The 26,155-nt window shown below is 58.7% G+C and carries 15 protein-coding genes and 1 pseudogene; 9 read left to right on the top strand and 7 right to left on the bottom strand.

Translation table 11 applies throughout. The features are described 5' to 3' along the window. Positions 1 to 93: 93 nt before the first annotated feature. From ACL2XM_RS18300 to bhsA, 3 genes are all read right to left on the bottom strand, one after another. Positions 94 to 975, bottom strand: coding sequence for a PhzF family phenazine biosynthesis protein (locus ACL2XM_RS18300; protein ID WP_410012249.1), 882 nt, complete (start codon positions 973 to 975; stop codon positions 94 to 96). Positions 976 to 1,737: 762 nt separating this feature from the next. After that, a complete protein-coding gene (locus ACL2XM_RS18295; protein ID WP_410012248.1) occupies positions 1,738 to 1,995 on the bottom strand; it encodes a hypothetical protein in 258 nt (85 codons plus the stop codon). Positions 1,996 to 2,005: 10 nt separating this feature from the next. After that, on the bottom strand, positions 2,006 to 2,263 hold the full coding sequence (gene bhsA / locus ACL2XM_RS18290; RefSeq protein ID WP_410012247.1) for a multiple stress resistance protein BhsA: 258 nt from the start codon (positions 2,261 to 2,263) through the stop codon (positions 2,006 to 2,008). Positions 2,264 to 2,638: 375 nt separating this feature from the next. On the opposite strand from bhsA, the gene ACL2XM_RS18285 reads away from it, so the two are divergent. From ACL2XM_RS18285 to nirB, 3 genes are all read left to right on the top strand, one after another. Then, positions 2,639 to 3,307 carry a TetR/AcrR family transcriptional regulator gene (locus ACL2XM_RS18285; RefSeq protein ID WP_410012246.1) on the top strand — a complete coding sequence of 223 codons (669 nt, stop codon included), beginning with the start codon at positions 2,639 to 2,641 and terminating at the stop codon, positions 3,305 to 3,307. 147 nt (positions 3,308 to 3,454) lie between these two features. Beyond that, entirely contained in the window at positions 3,455 to 4,726 is a 1,272-nt protein-coding gene (locus ACL2XM_RS18280) for a nitrate- and nitrite sensing domain-containing protein (protein ID WP_410016635.1), read from the top strand. A gap of 144 nt (positions 4,727 to 4,870) precedes the next feature. Next, a complete protein-coding gene (nirB, locus tag ACL2XM_RS18275; protein WP_413731339.1) occupies positions 4,871 to 7,873 on the top strand; it encodes a nitrite reductase large subunit NirB in 3,003 nt (1,000 codons plus the stop codon). Positions 7,874 to 7,918: 45 nt separating this feature from the next. Here the strand turns inward: nirB and ACL2XM_RS18270 are convergent. The 4 genes and pseudogenes from ACL2XM_RS18270 to ACL2XM_RS18255 all read right to left on the bottom strand — a co-directional run bounded on the left by ACL2XM_RS18270 (position 7,919) and on the right by ACL2XM_RS18255 (position 16,905). After that, a pseudogene (locus tag ACL2XM_RS18270) lies at positions 7,919 to 9,332 on the bottom strand (efflux transporter outer membrane subunit). 63 nt (positions 9,333 to 9,395) lie between these two features. Continuing rightward, positions 9,396 to 12,500: an efflux RND transporter permease subunit gene (locus ACL2XM_RS18265; RefSeq protein WP_410012243.1), complete on the bottom strand. Its 3,105-nt coding sequence runs from the start codon at positions 12,498 to 12,500 to the stop codon at positions 9,396 to 9,398. Beyond that, positions 12,500 to 15,697 (bottom strand): efflux RND transporter permease subunit, encoded by a 3,198-nt coding sequence (locus tag ACL2XM_RS18260; RefSeq protein WP_413722040.1) that lies wholly within the window; start codon positions 15,695 to 15,697, stop codon positions 12,500 to 12,502. Before ACL2XM_RS18260 ends, ACL2XM_RS18265 begins: the two co-directional genes overlap by 1 nt. Then, the gene (locus ACL2XM_RS18255) at positions 15,694 to 16,905 is read right to left on the bottom strand and encodes an MdtA/MuxA family multidrug efflux RND transporter periplasmic adaptor subunit (protein ID WP_410012241.1); all 1,212 of its coding nucleotides are present in this window, start codon (positions 16,903 to 16,905) and stop codon (positions 15,694 to 15,696) included. Before ACL2XM_RS18255 ends, ACL2XM_RS18260 begins: the two co-directional genes overlap by 4 nt. 1,168 nt (positions 16,906 to 18,073) lie before the next feature. On the opposite strand from ACL2XM_RS18255, the gene ACL2XM_RS18250 reads away from it, so the two are divergent. The 6 genes from ACL2XM_RS18250 (at position 18,074) to ACL2XM_RS18225 (ending at position 26,153) form a co-directional block, all read left to right on the top strand. Beyond that, the gene (locus ACL2XM_RS18250) at positions 18,074 to 19,822 is read left to right on the top strand and encodes a winged helix-turn-helix domain-containing protein (RefSeq protein ID WP_413728926.1); all 1,749 of its coding nucleotides are present in this window, start codon (positions 18,074 to 18,076) and stop codon (positions 19,820 to 19,822) included. A gap of 5 nt (positions 19,823 to 19,827) precedes the next feature. Beyond that, positions 19,828 to 20,304 carry a type III secretion system invasion protein IagB gene (iagB, locus tag ACL2XM_RS18245; RefSeq protein WP_413728925.1) on the top strand — a complete coding sequence of 159 codons (477 nt, stop codon included), beginning with the start codon at positions 19,828 to 19,830 and terminating at the stop codon, positions 20,302 to 20,304. A gap of 154 nt (positions 20,305 to 20,458) precedes the next feature. Continuing rightward, entirely contained in the window at positions 20,459 to 21,268 is an 810-nt protein-coding gene (locus tag ACL2XM_RS18240; protein WP_410012238.1) for a helix-turn-helix domain-containing protein, read from the top strand. Further along, on the top strand, positions 21,265 to 22,965 hold the full coding sequence (gene sctC, locus ACL2XM_RS18235) for a type III secretion system outer membrane ring subunit SctC (protein ID WP_410012237.1): 1,701 nt from the start codon (positions 21,265 to 21,267) through the stop codon (positions 22,963 to 22,965). The genes ACL2XM_RS18240 and sctC overlap by 4 nt, the downstream gene beginning before the upstream one ends. Next, a complete protein-coding gene (gene sctW, locus ACL2XM_RS18230) occupies positions 22,956 to 24,059 on the top strand; it encodes a type III secretion system gatekeeper subunit SctW (RefSeq protein WP_413722041.1) in 1,104 nt (367 codons plus the stop codon). The genes sctC and sctW overlap by 10 nt, the downstream gene beginning before the upstream one ends. A 60-nt stretch (positions 24,060 to 24,119) precedes the next feature. Continuing rightward, positions 24,120 to 26,153: an EscV/YscV/HrcV family type III secretion system export apparatus protein gene (locus tag ACL2XM_RS18225; RefSeq protein WP_410016634.1), complete on the top strand. Its 2,034-nt coding sequence runs from the start codon at positions 24,120 to 24,122 to the stop codon at positions 26,151 to 26,153. Positions 26,154 to 26,155: the final 2 nt, after the last annotated feature.

Below are 26,155 nucleotides of genomic sequence, written 5' to 3'. Positions count from 1 at the left end.
TCGTTAATGATTGATGCGCAATAGCCACACCGTTTGCAGATTGTTGCTAATTATTAACAGTAAGGATGCAGGTTATTAACATTTACCTGACGGCTACAGCCTGAACGTGCCGTCGATCACGGTGACCGATTGGCCGGCAATCCACGGCACGCCGTCGATAAAGCGCGCGCTGACCTGGCCGTCGCGCCCCAGGACCGTGCCCTGGCGGACGCGCCAGGACTCGGCAAACGCCGGATTATCAGGAAATCCCTGGGCGTGCAGCAGGCGCGCCAGGCAGGCATTGGCGCTGCCGGTGACCGGATCCTCCACCAGGGCGCCCTGTTCCACCAAAAAGGCCCTGACTTCATAATCCGCCGGGCCGTTTGCCTCGTGCAGGCCATATACCGCCAGGCCGTTCGCTTCGCAACGCTTGAGCAACCGCTCCAGGGCGACGGCGTCCGGTTGCATCCGCAAACAAGACAGCGCGCTGTCGGCCCGGGCCACCAGCCAGCGGATCCCCATGTCCACCACGACCGGCGGAGACCAGGTGACCGTCGTCGCGCCGCCCACGGCGGCGTTAAGCAGGGGGAAATAACTTTCGTTCACCGTATAGATTTTGGCCTCGGGCGCCTGGAACGCCAGCCATCCGGCGCGGGTGATATCGAGGGCGACCAGGCCCACCCCGCACTCCTGGATGAGTCTATCGGCCGCCTTGGCCCTAAAGCCGCTTTCCAGCATCGCATGGGCAGTGCCGAGCGTGGGATGGCCGGCAAAAGGCAATTCTCCTGCCGGGGAGAAAATACGCACATGATAATCGGCGCCGGCGGCCGAAGGCGGCAGGACAAACGTGGTTTCGGATAAATGAGTCCAGCGGGCCACGGCCAGCATCTGCCGATCGGATAAGCCATCGGCATCCAGGATCACCGCCAGGGGATTGCCCATCAACGCAGTGGCGGTAAACACATCGACCTGTTTAAATCGACGCAGCTCGGTCATAACCCATCCTTTTTAACAGTAAGGCGATTATTGCCAATTCTGGCGTGGTTGCAGGATAACTGCAAGGACGGTAAGAGGGATATTGCGCTTTGAGATAACCGCCAGGCCAGGGGAGCGGTTAACCCGCCGCCTCAGCGGACGGGCGGCAAAAAAAACTGCGCCGCCAACTGTCAATAAAAGCACCTGACAGTTGGGGCGCAGCTCTCAATGGGTTTTATACCAGAGGATCGCAACCCTTAGCCGCGGCCCGGTCCGCCGCCATGGTGATAACCGCCGCCGCCGCCATGACCGCCGCCGCCGCCCCAAGGAGGTGGCCACAGGCAACCGCTAAGCGCGGCGCTAAGAACAATAATTCCGACAAATGCTAAAATGCGACGCATTGTTTTGCTCCATATATTAATAATTACGTTACCGTTAGATGATTATCCATTCGTTAAAAGGGGTCAACGGCGGCAACCGTAAAGATATTTGGCACAGATGTTTCTATTTGCGTTTATTGCATGGAAGCGTAAATTTGGCGGAAAACGGCAGGGCTAATTTATTCATTAACATAGGAAAAAGCTTATTTAGGGCTTTTATTTATTTTAATAAAGATATAATTAAGAATATTCCTGACAGAGGATAGCAACGGGCAGGAGAAAAGAAAGCGTTATTTTGTTACAACGTAAAAAAAAGCGTTTGCGCGATGATATTACGCAAACGCTTTAGGGAAAATAATGAATGGGCCAAGCCCGGGTTTTTTGATGACTCGCCGGTAAAGCGCTATTCATAAACGACCGACGTACTGTGCATATTATTGCGCCCCGACACCGACGTTACCGGATAGGCGCGGTTATCGACGCGTACGGCGCGTTCACTGCCATGACCGGGCAGGGTAGGCAACCCTGTCCTGGCGCCCACGGTCGTCAATACCACCTGGTGAGGCTCATACCGGGCGGTATTGATGGTGTCGGCGGCAACACTGCCGAACGACACCATGGCGGCCAGGGCAACGATACCAAGATTAACTTTGTTCATCATGGCGCCATCCTTATTGGTAAATTACCGCCGTGCCATGCAGGTTATTCTGGCCGGTGGTGGAGGTAATCACAAAAGACTTCGCGCCTTCGGCCGAAGCCTTGGCGGACAGCTGGCTTTCCAGCGAAGACAGGTTGGCGCCGCCGGTGGCGCTGATGACGCCTACCGGCTGCTGACCCGCCGGGGCGGAGGTCGCCAGTTCTGCGGCAAAACTACCGAAAGAGACGGCGCTCAGGGCGATGGCGGCGATGGCATATTTTACGTTTTTCATAATCTTATCTCTCTATGCACTCTGGTTGCAGGATTTGTGGGTCAACGCTATTTGTTAACGTTCGATAAGTAAATACTAGTCCTCCTGACGGCGTTGATCAACTAAATTTTTAATGATCGTTAATATAATAGATAAGCCATTGTTAATAATAAAAATTTATTTTTATTGTCAACGCTCACTCACTTTGGGTTGGAGAGGCCGCCGCAAGGGAGGAACAGGCATGGCCGCCAAATTTAACATTCTTTGGGCAATGTGACGAAAGGCACTTGTAATTTTTGTAATGATCGTTAATTATATAGGTGCCGGCTGATATCCACAAGGACGTTGTGCAAGCGGCAAGATGCCAGGCATAAAAATGCGATAAGAGAGGATGTTATGAATACCGATCATGTTGCGCCCATACGGAAAGGACGCGGACGCCCAAAACAGTTCGACCGTGACGATGCGCTGGATAAAGCGCTGGAACTGTTCTGGCGCCACGGCTACGAAGCGACCTCGCTGACCGATCTGGTGGAGGCCACCGGGGCCAAGGCCCCGACGCTGTACGGCGAGTTCGGCAATAAGGAAGGCCTGTTCCGCGCGGCGGCCGAACGCTACGTGGCGAAATTCGCCGAACGGGGCAAGGTGCTGCTGGCCGACCCCGCCTGTACGGCGGCGCAGGCGGTTGAAAATTTCCTGCGCGATACCGCGGCGCTGTACACCGACAAAGATTTGCCCTCGGGCTGCTTTATTATCTGTACGTCCGCCGCGCTCTCGTCTTCATCCGACGCCGTGGCGAAACTGCTGCGCGCGCGGCACCATTTCCAGGAAAACATGCTGGCGGATTTCCTGCGCGCGCGCCAGGCCCAGGGAGAATTGCCGGCCGGCACTCATGTGCCCACCCTGGCGAAATACCTGACCTGTATCCTGCAGGGGATGTCGGTGCAGGCCCGTGACGGCGCTACCCGCGCGGATCTGGATACCATCGTTACCACGTTGATGAAAGTGTGGCCGACTCTGGCGCGCATCGGCGCGGCCGCCGCCCGGGATACGGCACAGGTTTAACGGCGCCGCGCCGACCCGGCGCGGCCGAAAAGACAGCGGCGCGACGCAGATAAAGTTGATTCTGCGCAGGGCGCCGGTGTCCTGCGGTACGTAATATGCGTTTATCAGGTCACGTCGTGGCAATTCCGGACTGGATAAATGAACCCATTGATTGCCGATACTTCCACCGCTATTCGTTTCCTGCAGGCCTCGCGGCAAAGCGAGATCGCGGCGTTGCGACGTTTGCTGCAAACCGGCGAACTGGTGGGGGCGGTCAGTCAATTGGTGCATATGCTGCAACGCGAACGTGGCGTAACCACCCTTTACCTGAGCTCGGGCTTGCACGCCGATACGCTTGAAAAACCGGCGCGCGATGCCGTTATTGCCGAGCGTGCCGTATTGCGGCTATTGGGCCGGGAGGAAGGCGTCAATCGGCCGGCGTCCGACAGCCAAAGGCTGGGGCGAATTGCCGCGGTATGTTATGCGCTGGGACGTTTGCCAGCGTTACGCCGCCGCATCCGGCGGGCCGGGATCGATCAGGCGCAGGCGGCGGCGGTATTCAACGCGGTGATCCGCAGCCTGCTGGCGCTGGTATTCGAGGCGGCGGATACGGCGGCGGAGCCGGCTGTTTCCCGGGCGTTGATCGCCATGTTCAGCTTTATGCAGGGCAAAGAGCTGGCGGGGCAGGAACGGGCGCAGGGCGCGGCGGTGTTTGCCGCGCGCGCATTTAGCGCCGCCGCCCGCCAACAGTTGCTGGACCTGATTGAAGGCCAGGAGCGGTGTTTCGCCACCTTCGGCGAATTCAGCGATCCCCTTAACCTGCAGCGCTGGGGCGAGATGGCGCGTGACGGCGATTGCGATGTCGAGCGGCTGCGCCGCATCGTTCTCACGGGTAACATCGCCGCGGATCACAGCCTGCGTTGGTATGAGGCGACGACCCGCCGTATCGACCTGATGAAGGGGGTCGAGGACGGACTGGCGGCGGTATTGATGCAATTATGCCGGGCCGGCATCGACGCCGCGCAAGACGCCGCGGGCGACTGGCCGGGAGATGCCGCGCTGGAAGCCCTGCTGGCGCGTCAGATGGACCAACCGGTGGAGTATAGCGTATTCGTTGCCGCCGCCGGACCGGACGACGCCGCTGAGCCGCTGGGCAATAACGGCCTCAGCCCGCAGCTGGGACGATCGGTATTATCTCTCGTCGGGCAACAATCGCGCCGGCTGCGGGAACTGGCCGATGAGCTGGCGCAACTGCGCGCCACCCTTAATGACCGGCGGCAAGTCGAAGACGCCAAGCTGCTGCTGATGCGTCATCAGCGGTTAAGCGAGGAAGAGGCCTATAACGCCCTGCGGCGTATGGCAATGAACCAAAATAAAAAGCTGACGGAAGTGGCCGCGGCCATCCTGGCGGTGGAAGAGATATTGACCGGCCGGCCATAACGGCGGGCCGGGGGTAAGCGACATCAGGATATGACTTCGTGTTAAGCCAATGGCGGCGTAGCGCGGGTCAAGGATAAAGGCGTCCAAAAGCATGCAGTCATTGCATGTTTTTGGACGCCTTTTTTTTATGTAAGGACTTTTGTTATGAACAAACCCGTATTAGCTGTCATCGGCCACGGCATGGTGGGCCAGTATTTTCTGGAACAGCTGGTGGCGCGCGAGCTGCACCGGCGTTACCGCATCATCGTCTTCGGCGCCGAGCGCCGCCCCGCTTACGATAGAGTACATTTGTCGGCGTATTTTTCCGGGCGCAGCGCGGGATCGCTGTCGCTGGTGCCCGACGGTTTTTTTGCGTTGCATGACATCGAATTGCGCGGCGCCACCACCGTTACCGCCATCGATCGTCAGCGGCAATGCCTGACGGATAACCACGGCGGAACAACGCCCTACGATCGGCTGGTGCTGGCCACCGGATCCTATGCCTTTGTGCCGCCGATTCCCGGCTGCGATCTACCCGGCTGCCTGACGTACCGAACCCTGGACGATCTTGACGCCATCGCCGCGCGGGCGCGCCAGTCACGGCGCGGCGCGGTGATCGGCGGCGGCCTGCTGGGGCTGGAAGCCGCCAATGCCCTGCGGCAGCTGGGACTGGAAACCCATGTGATCGAGTTTGCCCCGCGGCTGATGGCGGTGCAGCTTGATGAAGGCGGCGCGGCCATGCTGCGGCGGAAAATCGACGCTTTGCAGGTAACCGTGCACACCGGCAAAAACACCCGCCGTATCACCCCTGCCGGCCAAGACGGCCTGCGGCTGGAATTTGCCGACGGCGGGTCGCTTGATACCGATCTTATCCTGTTTTCCGCCGGTATCCGTCCCATGGACCGGTTGGGCCATCAGTGCGGACTGACGCTCGGCGCGCACGGAGGACTGGCTATCGACGATCGGTGCGTGACCTCGGATGCCCATATTTTCGCTATCGGCGAATGCGCCGCGTGGCGCGACGCCTTGTTTGGGCTGGTGGCGCCCGGTTATCAGATGGCGCGCGCGCTGGCGTCATGTCTTGCAGGGGAGGAGGCGGTATTTAGCGGGGCGGATCTCAGTACCCGGCTGAAACTGCTGGGCGTCGAAGTCGGCTCGCTGGGGGACGCCCAGGGCGCCGCCCCGGGCTGCCAAAGCTATCTATGGACCGACGGCCCGCGGCAGATCTATAAAAAAATCGTGGTTTCCGGGGATAAAACCCGCCTGCTGGGCGCGGTGCTGGTGGGCGACAGCGCGGAGTTCAGTACCCTGCAGCAGATGATACTCAATGGCATGCCCCTGCCGGAACGACCGGAAAGCCTGATCCTGCCGGCCGGCTCGGGGGACGCGCCGAAGGCCGCGGGCGTGGCCTCCCTGCCTGACAGCGCCCAGGTTTGCTCCTGCCATAACGTCAGCAAAGGAGATATCCGCGCGGCGGTGGCGGCGGGGGCGCGCGATCTGGCGGCGGTGAAAACCTGCACCCGCGCCGGCACCGGCTGCGGCGGCTGCGTGCCGCTGGTCAGGCAGGTCATGGAATATGAGCTGTCGCAACAGGGCGTGGTGGTGAAAAAAGACGTGTGCGAACACTTTGCCTATTCACGCCAGGAGTTGTATCACCTGATTCGCGTCAACCGTATCCGTACCTTCAGCCAACTGCTGGCGCAATATGGCCATGGCCTGGGATGTGAAATCTGCAAACCGCTGGCCGGTTCCCTGCTGGCTTCCTGCTGGAACGACTTTTTATTGCAACCCGAACATCTGCCGTTGCAGGATACCAACGATCGTTTTTTCGCCAATATCCAGAAGGACGGTACCTATTCCGTCGTGCCGCGCATGCCCGCCGGGGAAGTCACCCCGGCGGGGCTGATTGCCGTGGGCCAGGTGGCTGCCCGTTATAATTTATACACCAAGGTGACCGGCGGCCAGCGCATCGCGCTGTTCGGCGCCAGGATGGAACAGCTGCCGGCCATTTGGCGGGAACTGGTGGCCGCCGGTTTTGAAACCGGGCATGCCTACGGTAAATCGCTGCGCACGGTAAAATCCTGCGTCGGCTCAACCTGGTGCCGCTTCGGCGTGCAGGATTCCACCGGGCTGGCCATCAGACTGGAAAACCGCTACAAGGGCCTGCGCGCGCCGCATAAATTCAAGCTGGGCGTTTCCGGTTGTACGCGTGAATGCGCGGAAGCGCAGGGCAAGGATATCGGCATTATCGCCACCGACAAAGGCTGGAACCTGTATATTTGCGGCAATGGCGGCATGAAACCGCGCCACGCGGATTTATTTGCCACCGATCTGGATGCCGACGGCCTTATCGTCATGATCGACCGCCTGCTGATGTTTTACATCCGCACCGCCGATCGGCTGCAGCGCACCAGCACCTGGCTGGATAATCTGGAAGGCGGCGTAAACTATCTGCAGCGGGTGATCGTCGATGACGCGCTCGGCATCTGCGCCGAGCTTGAACAGGAAATGCAGTCGGTAGTGGCGAGTTACCAGTGCGAATGGCAAATCACCCTGGCGGATGCCGGCCGGCTGGCGTTGTTCCGGGGATTTATCAACAGCGACCGGCCGGATGAAGCGGTGGTCATGATGGCGCAGCGATCCCAGATCCGGCCCGCACGGCCGGAAGAAAAACCGCGGGCGGGCGTAAGCGCGCCGCCCGAGGGCGATGCGCGCTATGAGGTGTCCATGGGGGCGTTGCCAGCCGCGGCAGGAAATGGCCCCGGGCCGTCGTCCGCCGTTGAGGAAACCGGCTGGCGACCGGTGTGCATGCTCGGTGATATCCCGGCCCATGCCGGCATCGCCGCGCGTTTAGGGCAACGGCAGATAGCCCTGTTTTACCTGCCGTCGGCCGCGGGCCCGGCCGGCGGGGAAGGCCGGGTATATGCTTTATCCAATCATGAGGCGGGCAGCGGCGCCAACGTGTTGGCGCGCGGCTTGGTGGGCGATGTCGCAGGCGAGCCGGTGGTGATTTCGCCGCTGTATAAAAAACATTTCCGCCTGCGCGACGGTTGCTGCCTGGAGGATGCAGGCCTATCGGTCAGCGCCTGGCCGGTGGAAATCCGCCAGGGGCGCGTCTGGGTGGCGGCCTGCGCATTGACGGCGCGCGCGCCGGCGCCGGCGGAATAAGGGCGACGTCCGTGGCGGCCCGGGGCCGCCACGGACCGTCACGGCCTACCGACGGTCTTCGTCATGCCAGCCGCCGCCGAGGGCGACGATCAGCTGAACGCTGGCCACCCATTGGGTGCTGCGCAGCGACAGCAGGTTTTGCTGCTGCGACAGGCTGGTATTTTGGGTGGTGGCGACATCCAGGTAATCAATCATCCCCGCCTGGTACTGGTTAAGCGTAACGCGGGCCGATTCCTGCGCGGACTCGGCGGCGCGCTGCTGCGCGGCGGTTTCCGCCTCCAGGGTCGACAGCTCCACCAAATAATTTTCCACTTCCTCAAACGCCGACAGCACGCTCTGGCGATAGCTGGCGATAGCTGGCGACGCTGGCGTCGTAAGCGGCCCGCGCCTGCTCAACGGATGCCTTGGTGGCGCCGAAGTCCAGCAGCGTTCCGCTCAGTTCCGGTCCCAGCGACCATACCCGGTTCGGCATGGAAATCAGATTATGCAGCACCGAACTTTGGAAACCGCCGCTGGCGCTCAGGGTCAGGTCGGGGTAATAGGCGGCCTGCGCCACGCCGACGGCGGCGTTGGCCGCGGCGACGCTGCGCTCCGCATAGGCGATATCCGGCCGGCGTTGCAGCAGTTGTGACGGCAGCGCCACCGGGATAACGGGCAGGGTGGCGGTGAGCCTGGCGGCGGGCAGGCTGAACTGCGCCGGCGACCGGCCGATCAGCACCGCAATGGCGTGTTCAAGCTGCGCGCGTTGCCACTGTAAATCCAGCGCGGAAGCGCGGGCGCTCTCCAATTGGGTCTGCGCCTGCGCCAGGGTGCCGCGGGACTCGCTCCCGGCGCGGTATTTATTCTCGATAATGTTCAGGTAGCGCTGGTAGGCCTCGACGCTCTCCTGATACAGCGCTATCTGCTCATCCATGACCCGCAGCTGGAAATAATCCTGCGCCAGCTCTGATTGGGCGCTCAGGGTAATATTGGCCAGTTCGGCGGCGCTGGCCTGGGCATTGGCCTGGTTTTCCTCCACCGTGCGTCTGAGCTTACCCCACAGGTCCAGCTCCCAGCTGGCGCTGACCTGCGCCTCATGCGTCGTGGCGGCGGCGGTCCGGGTGCCGCTGCGCGTGGTGTCGGCGGTGCCGGTGACCGTCGGGTACAGATTGGCGCGCGAGGCGGCCGTCAGCGCCCGCGCCTGGCGGTACAGCGCTTCATACTGCGCCACGTTCTGGTTGGAAATCCGCACCTGGCCCAATAAGCCGGAAAGCGTCGGATCCCGGTACACCGCCCACCATTCCCCCTTGCCCGCCTCATCCCGCGGCGCGGCCTGCGTCCAGCCCTTCGCCTGTTTAAATTCAAGCGGCACCGTCATCGCCGGCCGCCGGTAGTCCGGGCCCACCATACAGCCGGCCAGGATCAACGCCAGCGCCAGGGGCAGCAGCTTCAGGGCGGGATGTGGGAATATCGTTATCATAAAGTCACTGTTGTCCGAAATCATAAGTAAGAAGGGTGAGGCGCCATCGTCGGGTTACCGGCTTCAGGCCGCGCCGGTTTTGCCAAAACGCCGCCAGGCCCGCTTGCCGGAACGGCTTAGCCGGTCCATATACAGATACACCACCGGGGTGGTGAACAGGGTCAGCAGTTGGCTCAGCGCCAGGCCGCCGGCAATCGCCATGCCCAGCGGGCTGCGTAAATCCGCATCCCCGCCGCTGCCCAGCGCCAGCGGCAGGGCGCCAAAAAAGGCCGCCAGCGTGGTCATCATAATCGGCCGGAAACGCATCAGGCAGGCTTGGGTAATCGCCTGCTGCGGGCTGAGCCCCTGGGTCCGTTCCGCCGCCAGGGCAAAATCGATCATCATAATGGCGTTTTTCTTAACGATGCCTATCAATAACAAAATGCCGATCAGGGCGATCACCGTGAGCTGGGTGCCGGTGATAATCAACAGCAACAGGGCGCCAAGCCCGGCGGAGGGCAGGGTGGACAGGATGGTCAACGGATGGATATAACTCTCGTACAGCATGCCCAACACGATGTAGACCGCCGCCAGCGCGGCGAGTATCAGCCAGGGCATGCTGGAGGCCAGCGCCGTAAAGGCCTTGGCGGTGCCCTGGAAGCCGCCCTGGATGGTGGACGGCAGGCCAATCTGCGCCATGGCCGTCTTGATAAGCTGCTGCGCCTGCTCGAGGGACACGCCGTCCGCCAGGTTAAACGCCACGGTGCTGGTGGCGGATTGCCCTTGATGCGCCACGGATAACGAGGCGTTGGCGCCGCTGAAACTGGCAAAGGCGGCAATAGGGATTTGCTGGCCCTGGCCATTGACCACCATCAGCTCGTTCAGGACCGCCGGATCGACGGTGAACGCGGCGTCCAGGGTCATCACCACATGGTACTGGTTAAGGGTTTTATAACGCGTGGCGATCTGCCGCTGGCTGAAGGCGTTATTGAGCAGGGTATCGAGCATCTGCACGTTCACGCCCAGCCGGGTGGCCTTATCCCGGTCGATATTCAGCATCACCTCCTGGCCGCCGGTCTGGGAATCGGCGTCCACCCCGGTAAGCTGCGGGATCTTTTCCAGCGCCGCCTTGACCTTCGGCGTCCAGAGCCGCAGGGTATCGAGGTCGTCGGCCTGCAGGCTGTACTGGTAAAGGGCGTTGGCGCTGCGGCCGCCGATATGCAAATCCTGCGCCGGCATCAGGAACAGCTGGACGCCGGGCTGGTTAAGACCTTTGGCGGTCAGGCGGTTGGCTACCTCGGCGGCGCTGGCGTCCCGCTGGCTGAAATCCTTCAGGTGCACGAAAAAGTTGGCGCTGTTGCGCGAGCCGAAGCCGCCGCTACCCATGGAGGAGAGCACGCCGTCCACCGCCGGATCCTGCTGGATGATGCGCGAAAATTCCTGCAGCTTGGGTTTCATGGCCTGGAACGAGACGTTCTGGTCGGCGCGCAGCATGCCCATCAGCAGGCCGGTATCCTGGTTGGGGAAAAAGCCTTTCTGCACCACGGTATAGAGAAAAATATTCAGCATCACGGTCAGCACCAGGCTGAACAGCGTCAGGCGCTGGTGGCGCATGACCCAGGCCAGGGCAACGGCGTAGGCCGCCAGCAGCCGGGCCAGCCCGCGCTCGATCAGCACATAGAGCCGCGGCGGCTTGCGGGTCACCGGCGGCTTGCGCTTGAGCAGCCGGGAACACAGCATCGGGGTGAGGCTCAGCGAGACCACCATCGAAATCAGCAGCGAGACGGTGAGCGTTATCGCGAACTCGCGAAACAACCGGCCGACGATACTGCCCATCAGCAGGATGGGGATAAACACCGCCACCAGGGACAATGTCATCGCCAGCACGGTGAAACTGACCTCCTGCGCGCCGCGGATTGAAGCGCGCACCGGCCCCAGGCCCTGTTCGATATAACGGGTGATGTTCTCCAATACCACGATGGCGTCGTCCACCACGAACCCGGTGCAGATAATCAGCGCCATCAGCGACAGGTTGTCCAGGCTATAGCCCAGCAGGTACATGACCGCGCAGGTGCCGATCAGGGATACCGGCAGCGCCAGGGCCGGGATAATCACCGCCTGCAGGTTGCGCAGGAAGACAAACACCACCGCGATCACCAGTATGACGGCGATCAGCAGCGTTTCTTCGGTATCGCGCAGCGAGGAACGCACGTTAGGCGAGCGATCCACCACCATATGCAAACCGACGTCGCCGGGCAGAGTGGCGGACAGCGCCGGCAGCCGCGCCTTGATGGCGTCGATGGTTTCCAGCATATTGGCGCCCGCCTGGCGGGTCACGCCAATCATCACCGACGGGGTCTGGTTGTAGTATCCGACGTTGTATTTATCCTCCACCGAGTCGTAGACCGTGGCCACATCCCCCAGCCGCACGGCGGTGCCGTTTTGATAGCTGACGATAAGCGCCCGGTAATCGCGCGCCAGATCCAGCTGGCCGTTGCCGTCCACCACCCAGGATTGCCTGTCCCCCTGCAATATCCCCTTGGGTAAATTGCTGGTGCTGTTGGCGATGGCGCTGCGCACCGTATCCAGGGATAAGCCGAAGTGGGTGATCATCTGCGGGCTCAGCTCAATGCGTATCGCCGGCAGCGAGCTGCCCAACAGCGATACCTGGCCGACGCCCTCGACCTGGGCGATTTTTTGCTGGATTTCGCTGGAGGCCAGATCGTATAACTCCCCGCTGGTGCGGGTGGGGGAGGTCAGGGCCAGCACGACGATCGGCGCGTCGGACGGGTTGGCTTTGCGGTAGGTGGGCAGCGAGGGCATGCTGGAAGGCAGCAGGCTGCGCGCGGCATTGATCGCCGCCTGCACATCGCGCGCCGCGCCGTTGATATCCCGGTCCAGGTCAAACTGCAATATCACGTTGGTGGAGCCCTGCCCGCTGCTGGACGTCATTTCGCTGATGCCGGCGATTTGTCCCAGGGCGCGTTCCAGCGGCGTGGCCACCGTCGCGGCCATGGTTTCCGGACTGGCGCCGGGCAGGCTGGCGCTGACCATGATGGTCGGAAAATCCACCTGCGGCAGCGGCGCCACCGGCAGCAGCCGGTAGCCCAGCAGGCCGAGCAGCACAATGGCCAGCGTCAGCAACAGTGTCGCCACCGGGCGAAAAATAAACACGCGCGAGATATTCATCAGCGCTCCTGGCGGCCGTAACGGCGCCATGTCCGCTGCGCGCGCTGCGACAGGCCGTCAAACCACAGGTAGATCACCGGCGTGGAAAACAGCGTCAGCACCTGGCTGAATATCAGGCCGCCGACGATCACCAGCCCCAGCGGCCGGCGCAGCTCGGCGCCGGATCCGTGCGCCAGCATTAGCGGCAGCGCGCCCAGCAACGCCGCCATGGTGGTCATCAGAATCGGCCGGAAGCGCAGCAGACAGGCCTGGTGGATGGCCTCACGCGGCGTAAGATGCTGGTGGTGCTCCGCCTCCAGCGCAAAGTCGATCATCATGATGGCGTTTTTCTTGACGATACCGATCAGCAGGATGACGCCGATAAGCGCTATCAGGCTGAACTCAGTATCGGCGAACAGCAGCGTCAGCAGGGCGCCCACCGCCGCCGAGGGCAGGGTGGACAAAATCGTCACCGGATGGATAAAACTTTCGTACAGGATGCCCAGCACCACATACATGGTTATCAGCGCCGCCAGGATAAGCCACAGGGTGTTATCGGTGGCGCTCTGAAACGCCGAGGTTTCGCCCTGGTAGCGCAGGGTAATACTGGACGGCAGTTTCAGCTCATCGGTCACGTTGGTTATCGCCTGCTGCGCGTCTTCCAGCGAATAGCCGGGTTGCAGGTTAAAGGAGAGGGTGACCGCCGGGAACTGATTGAGCCTGGCGTACAGCAGCGACCCGGTACGCAGGTGGATTGCGGCGATAGCGGTGAGTTTCACCATGCCGGCTGAGGAACTGGTGGTGGAACCGCTCGATGCGCTTGATGTCGTCGTGGCGCCGGACGAACCCGAACTGCCCGAGGTGCTGGCCGTACTCGTGCCGTCGGTAAGATTGGTGGCCAGGTAGATATCGTCCAGCGACGCCGGCGACTGCTGGTACTTCGGCAGCACCTCGAGCACCACGCGATATTGATTGGACTGGGTAAAGATCGTCGACACCAGGCGCTGCCCGAAGGCGTTATATAATGCGGTATCCACATCGGCGGCGGTAATGCCGTAGCGCGCCGCCGCGTCGCGGTTCAGTTCCACGTAGGCCACCTGGCCCTGATCCTGTAGATTGCTCACCACCTCGCTGAACTCCGGCCGCCCCGCGAGCGCCGCCACCACTTTCGGCGTCCAGGCGACCAGGTTTTCGCTGTCCGCGTCGTCGAGGGTGAACTGGTACTGGCTGGGCGTGACCTGATCGTTAACCGTCAGGTCCTGCGCGGATTGCAGATACAGCTGGATGCCGGCGATATCCGCGACGGCCTGCTTAAGCTGCGTGATAATCGCATCGGCGCGCAGGTCGCGATCCGCGAAGGGCTTAAGGTTTATCTGCAGCCGGCCGCTGTTCAGGCTGGTATTGTTGCCGTCGATGCCGATGGTCGAGGATACGCTCGCCACCGACGGGTTTTTGAGAATGACATCCGCCAGCCTTTGCTGTCGCGCCGCCATCTCGCTAAACGACACATCCTGCGAGGCCACGGTTACCCCCTGGATAAGGCCGGTATCCTGCGGCGGGAAAAAGCCTTTCGGCACCACCAGATACAGCAGTGCCGTAAGGGCCAGGGTCAATAGCGCCACCAACAGCATCAGGCGCTGGTGATCCAGCACCACCGTCAGCCAGCGATCGTAGCCGGCCACCAGCTTGTCGAACAGCTGCCCGCCCTTGCGGTTGAACCGGCTCTGTTGTTCCGCCGGGATATGGCGCAACAGGTAGGCGCACAGCATCGGCGTCAGCGTCAGGGACACCACCATCGACACCAGGATCGCCACCGCCAGGGTAATGGCGAACTCGCGGAACAGGCGCCCGACCACATCGCCCATAAACAGCAGCGGGATCAGTACCGCAATCAGCGAAAAGGTCAGCGAAATAATGGTAAACCCAATCTGCGCCGAGCCGTTAAGCGCCGCCTGCATCGGGGTTTCGCCGTTTTCCAGGCGGCGCGAGATGTTTTCCACCACCACGATGGCGTCGTCGATAACAAAACCGGTGGCCACCGTCAGGGCCATCAGCGACAGGTTGTTCAGGCTGAATCCGGCCAGGTACATCACGCCGAAGGTGCCCACCAGCGACAGCGGCACGGCGATGCTGGGGATTAATGTCGCGGCCAGGTTGCGCAGGAACAGAAACGTCACCATCACCACCAGCGCAATGGACAGCAGCAGCTCGAACTGCACGTCGCTGATGGATGAGCGGATGGTCTGGGTCCGGTCCGATAAAATCGCGATCTTAACCCCGTCGGGCAGCGCCGCCTGCAGGGTCGGCAGCTGGGCCTTGATATTATCCACCACCGAGATCACGTTGGCGCCGGGCTGGCGCTGGACGCTGATGACGATGGCGGGCATGCGATTGGCCCAGGCGGACTGGAACGCGTTTTCCTCCGCTTCGTCGATTTGCGCGATATCGCGCAGGCGCAGCGCGGCGCCGTTCTGGTAGGTAATGATCAGGTTGCCGTACTCGGCCGCCGTGCGCAACTGGTCGTTGGCATCAATGGTAATGGAGTGGTATTTGCCGTCGAACCCGCCCTTGGAGCCGTTGACATTGCTGTTGCCAATCAGCGTATCGACATCGGCCAGCGTCAGGTTATGCGCCGCCAGGGCGCGGGGATCCATGCGCACCCGTATCGCCGGCTGATGGCCGCCGGCCAGCGTCACCATACCCACGCCGGAAATCTGCGACAGCTTCAGGGCGATGCGGGTATTGACCAAATCCTGCACCTTGATAAGCGGCAGGGTATCGGAGGTGGCGGCCAGGGTAATGACCGCCGTATCCGCCGGATTGACCTTTTTATAGGTCGGCGGGTTGGGCAGGTCGGTGGGCAGCAGGCTGTCGGCGGCGTTGATGGCCGCCTGCACTTCCTGCTCGGCCACATCCAGCGACAGCTCCAGCGAAAATTTCAGGGTGATAATCGACGCGCCGCCGGAGCTGGTGGAATACATCTGGCTCAGGCCGGCCATCTGTCCCAACTGGCGCTCAAGCGGGGCGGTGATGGACGACGCCATTACGCTTGGACTGGCGCCGGGATAAAGCGTCGTCACCTGGATGGTGGGATAATCCACCTGCGGCAGGGCGGAGGTGGACAGCATCCGATAGGCGAAAATGCCGGCGACCAGCACGCCGATCATCAGCAAAATCGTGGCGACCGGACGTTGGATAAACAGTCGTGAGGGATTCATTGCGCCGTCACGTCCTTGGTTTGCGCCGTATTCACCACCGTCACCTTACTGCCGGTATTGAGACGGTCTATGCCTTCGGTGACCACCTGGTCCCCCGGGGCGACGCCGGACAACACGGCCTGCAAATCGCTGCCGAACGCCGGCCCGGTTTTAACCGCTTTTCGCTCAACGGTGTTGTCGGCCTTGATCACATAAACAAAATCGCCGTCGCTGCTTAACTGCAGCGCCTGGGCGGGAATCACGGTCGCGCCGGCCAGCGTCCCGGTTTGCAGCCGGATGTTGACAAACTGGTTGGGGTAAAGGCTTTCGTCATCATTGGCAAAAATCGCCTTTAGCTTGATACTGCCTGTATCGCTATCGATTTCATTGCTGATAAAATTCAGCTTGCCCTGGCCGAGAGGGGTAATGCCGTCCTGATCGATGGCCGTGGCCGGCAGGGAATTGCCCTGGTGCAGCGATTTCAGCAGCGTGGGTAAATTAACCTGGGGCAGGCTGAAGGTCACCGCAATCGGCTGGGTCTGGGTAATAGTGACAATGCCGGTGGTATCGCTGCTGTGGACCATATTGCCGGGGTCCACCAGCCGCAGCCCCACCCGGCCGGACACCGGCGCGGTAATGCGCGCGTACTCCAGATCCAGCTTGGCGGCATTGATTTGCGCCTGATCGGCTTTGATCGTGCCCAGGTACTGGCCGACCGTGGCGGTTTGGGTTTCCAAATCCTGCCGCGACAGCGAGTCCTGCGCAAACAGGGTCTTGTAGCGCGCCAGGGTCAGCTGGGCGCTTTTCAGCAACGCCTGGTTTTGCGCCAGTTCGCCCTGATATTGCTCCAGGGTGGCCTGGTAGCTCCTGGGGTCGATTTGCGCCAGCAGCTGGCCTTTGGCCACTTTCTGGCCTTCGACGAAATAGACCTGCATCAACTGGCCGTCCACCCGGCTGGTCACCGTGACGCTGGCGTTGGCCACCACGGTGCCGAGCGCGGAAAGATATACTGGCACATCCGCCTGTTTCGCCGTCCCGCTGTGCACCGGCGTGGCCAGGCCGCCCATGCCGGCGCCCGCCCTTCCCGGCCCTCCCGCCCGGGGATCGGCATTCGTGCCGCCGCTATGCCTTGGCAGAAAATAGAACAGGGCGGCTGCAATTAACAGCACGACGATTAACAACAACAGAATATTGCGCCATTTGATTTTACGTTGTGAGCGGATTTTCATGCGATACGGGCGGCCATCAGTGGTCAGGGAATTATCATCGTACTAGGATAAAGTAATTCAGGCCGCGTTATTGTAAAAGTTTCGTCAAAAAGCATTTCACTTATACGGGGAAACAGGCATAACGATAAAGATTCTCCCCGCCATCAGCGCTGCTTTAACCACGCTTTTACCCGAGATAAAGACTCTGCTGAGCAGCACAATGAAGGATGAGAGTGATTGATTTAAAATAACATTAGGTAACCAGGTGCATTAAATATGCAGGCAAATGGCACGTTGTCACCCCCGGTGTTTGTAAACTTGATAATATAATTGTCGGGTTTTTGCCCTGTTGGCCAATGATGCCGGTAACCGCTGGGAATCGCTGGCTTTTTAATCGCTGCTCACGGATTTTGCGGCATATTGACGGTTGTTTACCCCGGGCTATCATGTTTCACTCTGGTTAAAAATGTTAACGTTATGTTTTTAATGGTGGCGAATCCCCATTTTTATTCGCTATTTTGTACTGCAATTCACGTTTGTTATTGTTATTCCCTACCGCTTATGGAGATAACTTTACTTTTCCCCCGCCGGCTTATTTGACAGTAAGCGTGCTCACTATATAATCCGTTTTAATTTTACAGGGCGTCCCAGCAAAAAATAATTTATGCCTTGGGTGCATGATTGAATATATTCATTTTTTTAATACACAATATATGAAATGGAATTAATATTTTTTCGGCAACGATGCTCACTGTATTGTTAAAATAAAGAATAATTTATTAATTTTTTGATCTGCCCTGCAAATATGGATACCGTATCCTTGTAAGCTGGCGTTAAATGAACCGGGCCTTAATCCTCCAGCATAAATCGTGGTTTGCGGCAGACTTTAACGCTGGGTTGACGCTGGGTTTAAGCATAATCGCCCGGCGATGCATATATAACACCAAGGTGGATTAATGTAATTAACATAAACCCCATCTGGTTACATAAATAATAACTTCTCTCATTGTTAAAGTGGATCATTAATTTTTGTATAGTAGTTTTAATGTAAGGCTATTGTGGGCGGCAAAAGGCTATATGAATAAGAAATGATCGGTGTATTGATGAAATGTGCACAGGTCATGCCCTAGGCTTATCCAGGGGCGAACCGCCATTTTAATCCGTCGTCATTCTCGGGTAGGAAGAAAATATGAGTAATGTATTTAATCGACCGCGTGCCATGAATATTCCACCGACGCCTCTGCCGATCAAAGGGATCAGGAAAGAGGTGGTGAACCATTTTAAAGTCCAGTACAGCTTTGGTGATTTTATCCTTCACTCTACCCGCGTTCTGTTTCATAAAGATCGGAAAATCAGCGTGTCGCCAAAAGAGCTGGGGGTGCTTATCCTGCTGCTGGAATCCGCCGGCGAGGTGGTCAGCAAGGACCGGCTGATCAATGAAGTCTGGTCCGGCGGCAATGTCGGTGAAGAATCCCTGACGCGGTGTATCTATGTCCTGCGCCGTATTTTGCAGGAAGGCAAGCATAACCGGTTTATCGATACCGTTTATGGTAAAGGCTACCGTTTTACCCTGCCTGTTACCCGCGTCACGCCCCGTGAACGCATGACCACGGCCAGCTGCATTTTTGCGGTGCTGCCATTTCACCTGGACGCGCATCTGGATACGCTGGAACTGCATGATGCAATAGTGCAGGAAATGACCGGCTACGCGGCGGCCGGGCTGCACGTTCTGCCTTCGTCGCTGACGCTTGGCTGCACATCACTGCAAACGACCCTGGAATTGATGGAAAAGATCAAGCCGGATTATTACCTGACCGGCTACCAGCTGAGCCAGACAAGCGGGCCGCTGATGCGTGTTGAACTGATGCGCGCGCAGGATCATCTGGTGCTGCACCGGGAGGCGATAAACCTTGACGGCCGGCTGACGGTGGCGTGCATAAACCGCCGTATCAAGCCGCTGCTGTTGAAGCATATTCCCTGTCTGCGCGAGGACGGTCAAACCCTAAACACGCCTTCGTCCACGCTTGATGCGCGGGCCGTTCACCGTGCGGGGCGCGACGCCTTCCTGGCCTACACGCCGGAAAGCCTGGGCAAGGCCCTGGACCTGCTGCAACAGGGGCGCCGGCAGGCCCCGGATGATATCGACCTGCAATACCATCTGGCGGAATGTTATTTCGCCCTCGGGCAAATGGGCATGATGGATTTTGATCATGCGTTGCGCGAATGCGGCGCGCTGATCGACGGCGTACTGGCGCGCACGGCGGATCACCCCGAGGCGCTGGCGTTAAGCGGGGTGCTGCAGGGATTGAATCGCGCTTTCAGCGAGGCGGCCGAACGGTTTAAACAAGCGCTGGCGATGTCCGGGGATAATCCTTCGGTTAATTATTATTATGCATGGCATCTGCTTATTGTCGGCGACACCGGCAGAGCGCTGTATTTCGCGCGCCAGGCCCGGAAAATGCTGCCCGAGATGATGGCTGTTCAGGTATTGATGATGTGGCTGGAATATTGCGACGGTAATGCGCAGGCGGCGCTGGATATCGCCGGGGGCCAATCACCGGAGGAGCGCGCTCATCCGGTGCTGCTCAGCATGCGGGCGGTCATCCTGTGCAGCGAGGGGCAACCCGGCCGGGCCGCGGAGCTGATCCCCCATCTGATGAACGGCAGCGAACAGGACGGCATTGTCTACCTGAACGCGCTTTATACACGCATGTTCTCGCAGTCGGCGGCGGTCAACGGCGAGCAGGTCGCCACGTTGATGCGGCGGGCCACGCATATGATGCCGTCGGCGCTGCTGCCGGTTATCCTCCAGTGCCAGGGATACCGGGCGGCAAAAAAATGGTATGACCAGCTTTCCAGCACTTCCTCGCCCTGCCTGATGTTATGGCGCAACGACCCCCGGGTTAAACCCCTGCGGGCCGAGGTCCCGGAGTGTTGAGCACCATGCCCGCAGGTAAATATTTCATCGCGCTCGGTTTGCTGTTAAGCGCCACCGCCGTGTCGGCGGACTGCTGGTCGCAGGCGGAACGTCATTTTTCCATCGAATCCAGGCTGCTGCAGGCCATTGCGCTGACGGAATCGAATATGAACCCGCGCGCCACGGGCAAAAACGCCAACGGCACCCGCGATATCGGCCTGATGCAGATCAACAGCCTCCATTTGCCCCGGCTGAGGACGTTGGGCATTGATGAGCAACGGCTGTATGAAGATAGCTGCGTCTCGGTAATGGTGGGCGCCTCGGTGCTCGCGGACATGATGAAGCGCTACGGTTATTCCTGGGAAGCGGTGGGTGCTTATAACGCGGGAACCGCCGCGGGCCGCAAACACCTGCGCATGCGTTATGCCCAACGCGTTTGGGAACACTATAAACGCCTGGATACGAGCAGCGCGCCGGTGATGGCGCGACCGGCTGCATCCTGAATATGTGATTAAACAATATATGCAAATGTATATTAGTCCTGGTTATTAATGTTTTGTTTAACGACTTTCGCTCTGGGCGGTTTTATACATCATTAAATTTAACTCGATGAATCAGATTCCCATCATGATTTATGGAAGACACAAAGGCATTATCATGAGTATCAAGGTTAATCAAAAACGCATGGGGTTAATAATGAACAAAGAGAATATCATATTGCCCCACAGGCCGCTCGCGGAAAATTATAAACAGGATATAACCGAACCCACATGCTGGCTGATGCAAACCCATAATCAGGCGTGCCGCATCCATTTCCAGTCGGGCCAGGAATCCTCCACCCTGAATCTGTCGCAGGATTGGCACGGTATTCTGGTCATGAATAAAATCAACCTGGAAATTATTTCCGGTGCGCCCATCCAGCAGGAGCTGCCTTTATTTGCGCTGGTGAAATTGCAGGTATTTATTGATGAATCACGCCGGGTGTCATTGAAATACGATCCCTTACAGCCTTGGGACAGCATTAAACTTAACAGCGATCCGCTTATTGCCAACTGCGGCGATGTCGAGCGCTGGCTGTTGACGCAAAGCAACCTGCTGCCCACCGAAATGGGCATGCTGGCATCTTTTCTGCGCCGGACGGAATGGTATTGGCTCATCCGCTTTTTATTAAATGAATCGGTCAGCCACGGCAAAATACATGAGCTGGGCGCGCGTTATGGTTTGTCCTATTCGCATTTCCGGCGGTTATGCCGTAATGCCTTGGGCAATTCAGCTAAAAACGAGCTGCGCGGCTGGCGTATCGCCAGGGCCTTGCTCGATGTGGTCGAAGAGGGGCAAAGCCTGACGGAGGTGGCGATGCGGTACGGTTACGCGTCCTCATCCCATTTATCCAATGATATCAGGGATGCTTTTGGCGTTTCCCCCCGGGGATTGTGGAACATCATCAACAAGAAACTGGAAAAATGAAAGCGCAAAAATTTATACAGCAAAGCCTGATATGTTGGTGCCTGATCGGCGGAATGGTTCCCCTGCTGGCGCAGGCCAATCCACTCACCGGGGGAGCTATCGCCGCCGAAGGTTATGTCGCCAATAAAGACGGCTTAAAAATGTTTTTCGACGCGCTGTCGTCGCGTCTGGGCAAGCCGGTCATTGTCAGCAAGCTGGCGGCGCGCAAGCAAATCAGCGGCGAGTTTGACTTCAGCAATCCCCAGGATCTGCTGGAGAAAATTTCCCAGCAGCTGGGCCTGATTTGGTATCACGACGGCCAGGCGATTTACGTTTACGACGCCAGTGAAATGCGTAATTCGATGATGTCGCTGAATAATACGTCCTTTACGGCGCTGGACAACTTCCTGCGCAAATCCAAGCTGCTCGACAGCCGCTATCCGCTGCGCGGCGATGACAGCAGCGGCACGTTTTATATTTCCGGGCCGCCGTTCTATGTCGATCTGGTGATGAATACCGCCAAAAATATGGACGAGCAGTCCGCCACCGGCATCGGATCCGGTGATGAGAAAACGGCGGTTATCCATCTCAGCAATACCTTCGTCACCGATCGGGTCTATGAGCAGCGCGGAGAAAAAATTACCATCCCCGGCGTGGCCACGGTGATTAACGAACTGCTGAAGGGCGGCACGAAAACGGCCGGCACGGCGGTGCACTCGCTGATGCCGGACGCCATGCCGGCGCCGAAAATGCCCGAGTTCAATCTTGAGGCGCTGGGTGCCGGGACCACGGTCTACCAGCCCCGGTCGAGCCTGGCGGAAGCGCTGCGCGTCGAATCCGCCGCCAGTCCGATCAACGTGATTGCCAATCCCAATACCAACAGCCTGCTGGTCAAGGGTACCGCCAAACAGGTGCAGCTGATCACCAATCTGGTGGCGGCGCTGGATACGACAAAGCGGCATGTCGAGCTCTCCTTATGGATTGTCGACATACAACGGGACGATCTGGATCAGCTTGGCGTCAATTGGCAGGGGAGCGTGAATATCGGCAACCAGTTAGGCGTGTCCTTTAACGGCGGTTCCTATTCCACCCTCGACGGCGCGCGTTTTGTCGCCTCCATCCAGGCGCTGTCGCAGAAAAACCGCGCCAATATCGTCTCGCGTCCGGTGGTGCTGACCCAGGAAAATATCCCGGCGATCTTTGACAATAACCGCACTTTTTATACCCAGCTTATCGGCGAGCGTAACGTCGAGCTGCAGCATGTTACTTACGGCACCATGGTGAACGTCCTGCCGCGCTTTACCGCCGACGGGCAAATTGAAATGGTGCTCAATATCGAGGACGGCAACGAACTCAATGAGACCACGGTATCCGCCGGCAATATTCTTCCCAAGGTCGGGCGCACCAATATCAGCACCGTGGCCCGGGTGCCCCAGGGAAAAAGCCTGCTGATCGGCGGTTATACCCGTGATGAAATCTCCGGGCGTGAGGGCAGGATCCCGGGGTTGGGCAGCATCCCCCTTATCGGCGGCCTGTTTAACTATAAGCAGAATACCCAGTCCAATATGGTGCGTATTTTCCTCATAGAGCCGCGGGAAATCACCGAGCCCCTGCAATCCGACGCCAGCAACGTGGCGGACAGCCTGATTGCCGGCCGCCGATCCGCCCCCTTGCCGGACTGGTCGCGCAACCTGCTGGATAGCCAGAAATGGCGGTAAACGCCACCGGCGGCATCGGCAACGCCGGCGCGTTCAGCCTGCCAGACGCCAGGTTGCCCGGCCGGCAGCCCGGGCAGGATGTCGCCACCAAGGTTAAGGTAAAACGCAGCGCCGCCAGCCTGGTCAAACTGGCGGAACAATCCGGCAAAAGCGCGTCGTCGGCGGCGGCCCAATTCGCCAGCAGGCGGCAGTACGAGAAATACGCGCGGGATACGGAGATGAATTTCGCCCGTATCCTGGAAAACGATGCCATCCCCAAGGTGGATCAGCTGCTGCGTATGCTTAACAGCGGCAATCTGTTCCAGAAGAACGCGTTTTTGCTTTTTGCCCGCTCCCTGTTTCCTGATGATAGTGATTTGGTGGTGGTGCTGCGCGAACTGCTGCGGCGCCGTAAGCTGAACGAAACGGTGGGAAAAGAACTTGCGCAACTACTGGACGAGGTGGAGGCGCAGGCCGACCCCCGGCTTGTCAACGCCGGCATTAACTGTGCGCTCAAGGCCAGGTTATTCGGGCAGGCCCATCTGGAACTGAATCCGGCGATGTTGCGGGGAAGCTACCGGCTGTTTTTACAACAGGAACGCCGGGCGCTGGAGGAGTACCAGGACTGGATCGCCTGTTATGGACACCAGTATCGCAACGTGATACTGGCGTTTATCGAGGCCGCCCTGATGGCCGATGTGTATGCGGTAACGCCCAGCTCGGCATCAGTATACGGCGATTTTATCGGTAAATTGGGCCAGCTCAGGTTGATACGCTCCGGGGATGATCTGTTTATGAAACAGCTATTATCAAATAAAGTGATTAATGGTTTAAATAAAAGTGAAACGGATTGGCTGATATTTTTATTCTCGCTATTGCAGTTCCCTGAAGATATAGATGATCATCTTCATTATTTAATTGGGGAAACGTTTTTATTGCGCCGCCATGACGAACGCTCCGCTATTTTGCAGCCTCTGTTTCGTGCATGTAAATTATTGCCACATGAATTATTTGTCTGCAATGAATCTGCGCAGCGTATGTTTATTGAGTTCGAATATCTTGCCGGCCTGGCGTATAAGCGCGAAGTCATTGAAAACAGATTAAATCGAAAATGACGGTGAAAGTTCATCGTCTTTGCATGGGATAACGACGTGTTGACAAAATTTCTGCATAATATGCATTCCCGCCCGGAGCTGCTTATCCTGGCGCTGGTGATCATGATCATCAGTATGTTGATTATTCCTTTGCCGACATACTTATTGGATTTTCTTATCGGGCTGAATATCGTTATCGCCGTGCTGGTGTTCATGGGCGCGTTTTACATTGATCGCATCCTGAGCTTTTCCACTTTTCCCTCCGTGCTGCTGATCACCACGTTGTTCCGGCTGGCCTTGACCATCAGCACCGCCCGTCTGATCCTGACCGACGCCGACGCCGGTGACATCATCGCCTCCTTCGGCCAGTTTGTTATCGGCGATAACCTGGTGGTGGGCTTTGTCATCTTCGCCATCGTCACGGTAGTGCAGTTTATTGTCATCACCAAGGGGTCGGAACGCGTGGCGGAGGTCGCGGCCCGTTTCTCACTTGACGGCATGCCCGGCAAGCAGATGAGCATCGACGCCGATCTGAAGGCCGGCACGATCGACGCGGACGGCGCGCGCGAACGGCGCAGCGTGCTGGAGCGGGAAAGCCAGCTGTACGGCTCGTTCGACGGCGCCATGAAATTTATCAAGGGCGACGCCATCGCCAGCATCCTGGTGACGTTCGTCAATCTTATCGGCGGCATGGCCGTAGGCATAAGCCAGCATCAGATGGATATGTCCACGGCGCTGGATACCTACACCATGCTGACCATTGGCGACGGGCTGGTCGGCCAGATCCCCGCCTTGCTTATTTCCATCAGCGCCGGGCTTATCGTTACGCGCGTCAACGGCGACGGCGACAACATGGGCCGCACGATCATGGAACAAATCATGGGCAACCCGTTTGCACTGATGATTACCGCGTTCCTGGCCCTATCGATCGGCCTGCTGCCGGGGTTCCCCTTGCCGGTGTTTATCCTGCTGGCCGGCGCGCTGGCGGCCGTGTTCTATTTCCGCCATCGCAGGCAGCGCAGGGCGCAGGCGGCCGACGTGGATGGCCGTGCCGGAACACTCCCTCACCAGGATGCGCAAGGCGAGAGCGGCATGGACACCCGGCTGAACATTATCGACGATCTTGACAAGGTGGCCGCCGAGACCGTGGCGCTGATACTGGTGGTATCGCGCGCCAATTTTGCCTTATTGCAACAGGAGCGGCTGTGCGAACGCCTGCGCAGCCAGTTTTTTGTCGATTTCGGCGTAAAACTGCCGGAACCGATTCTGCGCGCCGCCGAAAATGTCGATGAATCCACCGTCATGGTCTTGATCAACGAAATTCGCGCCGACGCCTTCACCATTCATTTCGATATGCTGCGCGTGGTCAATGCCTCCGATGAGATTCAACATCTCGATATCGACATGCGCGTCGACAAAGATTGTATCTGGGTGGCGCGCGAGGCCAGGGAAACCCTGCTGCAGCTGGGCTTCCAGCTGCGTCCCGCCGTGGATGAGGTATACCACTGCTTTGCGGTATTGATGTCCCATCACGTCAGCGAGTTCCTCGGCGTACAGGAAACCAAACATATGCTGGACCTGATGGAGAATAAATATCCGGACTTATTGAAGGAGGTGCTGCGCCATGCCACGGTGCAACGTATTGCCGAGGTGTTGCAGCGCTTATTAATGGAGCGCATATCTACCCGCAATATGAAATTGATCATGGAGTCGCTGGCGCTGTGGGCGCCCAGGGAGAAAGACGTCATTACCCTGGTGGAGCATGTCAGGGGCGCGCTGGCGCGTTATATATGCCATAAATTCGCTATTAATAATGAGCTAAGAGTAATTATTCTGTCGGCGGAGGTGGAGGAAACGATCCGCGGCGGTATCAGAAATACGTCGTCCGGGGCATTTTTACACCTGGACCCGTCGGTCTCGGATGAATTAATGGATTTGTTTACCGTAGGTTTAGAAAGCATATTGATTGCTCAAAAAGATATGGTTTTATTAACCTCGGTGGATATCAGACGCTTCGTCAAAAAACTCATCGAGTCGCGTTTTCGCGATCTCGAGGTCATGTCTTTTGGGGAATTAACTGAAGCTGTAAATGTTAATGTTATTAAAAGTATCTAATT

The organism is Sodalis sp. RH20, from assembly GCF_047324205.1.
Classification (GTDB): Bacteria; Pseudomonadota; Gammaproteobacteria; order Enterobacterales; family Enterobacteriaceae; genus Acerihabitans.
The sequence above is the reverse complement of the archived record's forward strand: the minus strand, read 5'-3'. Positions and strand labels throughout refer to the sequence as shown.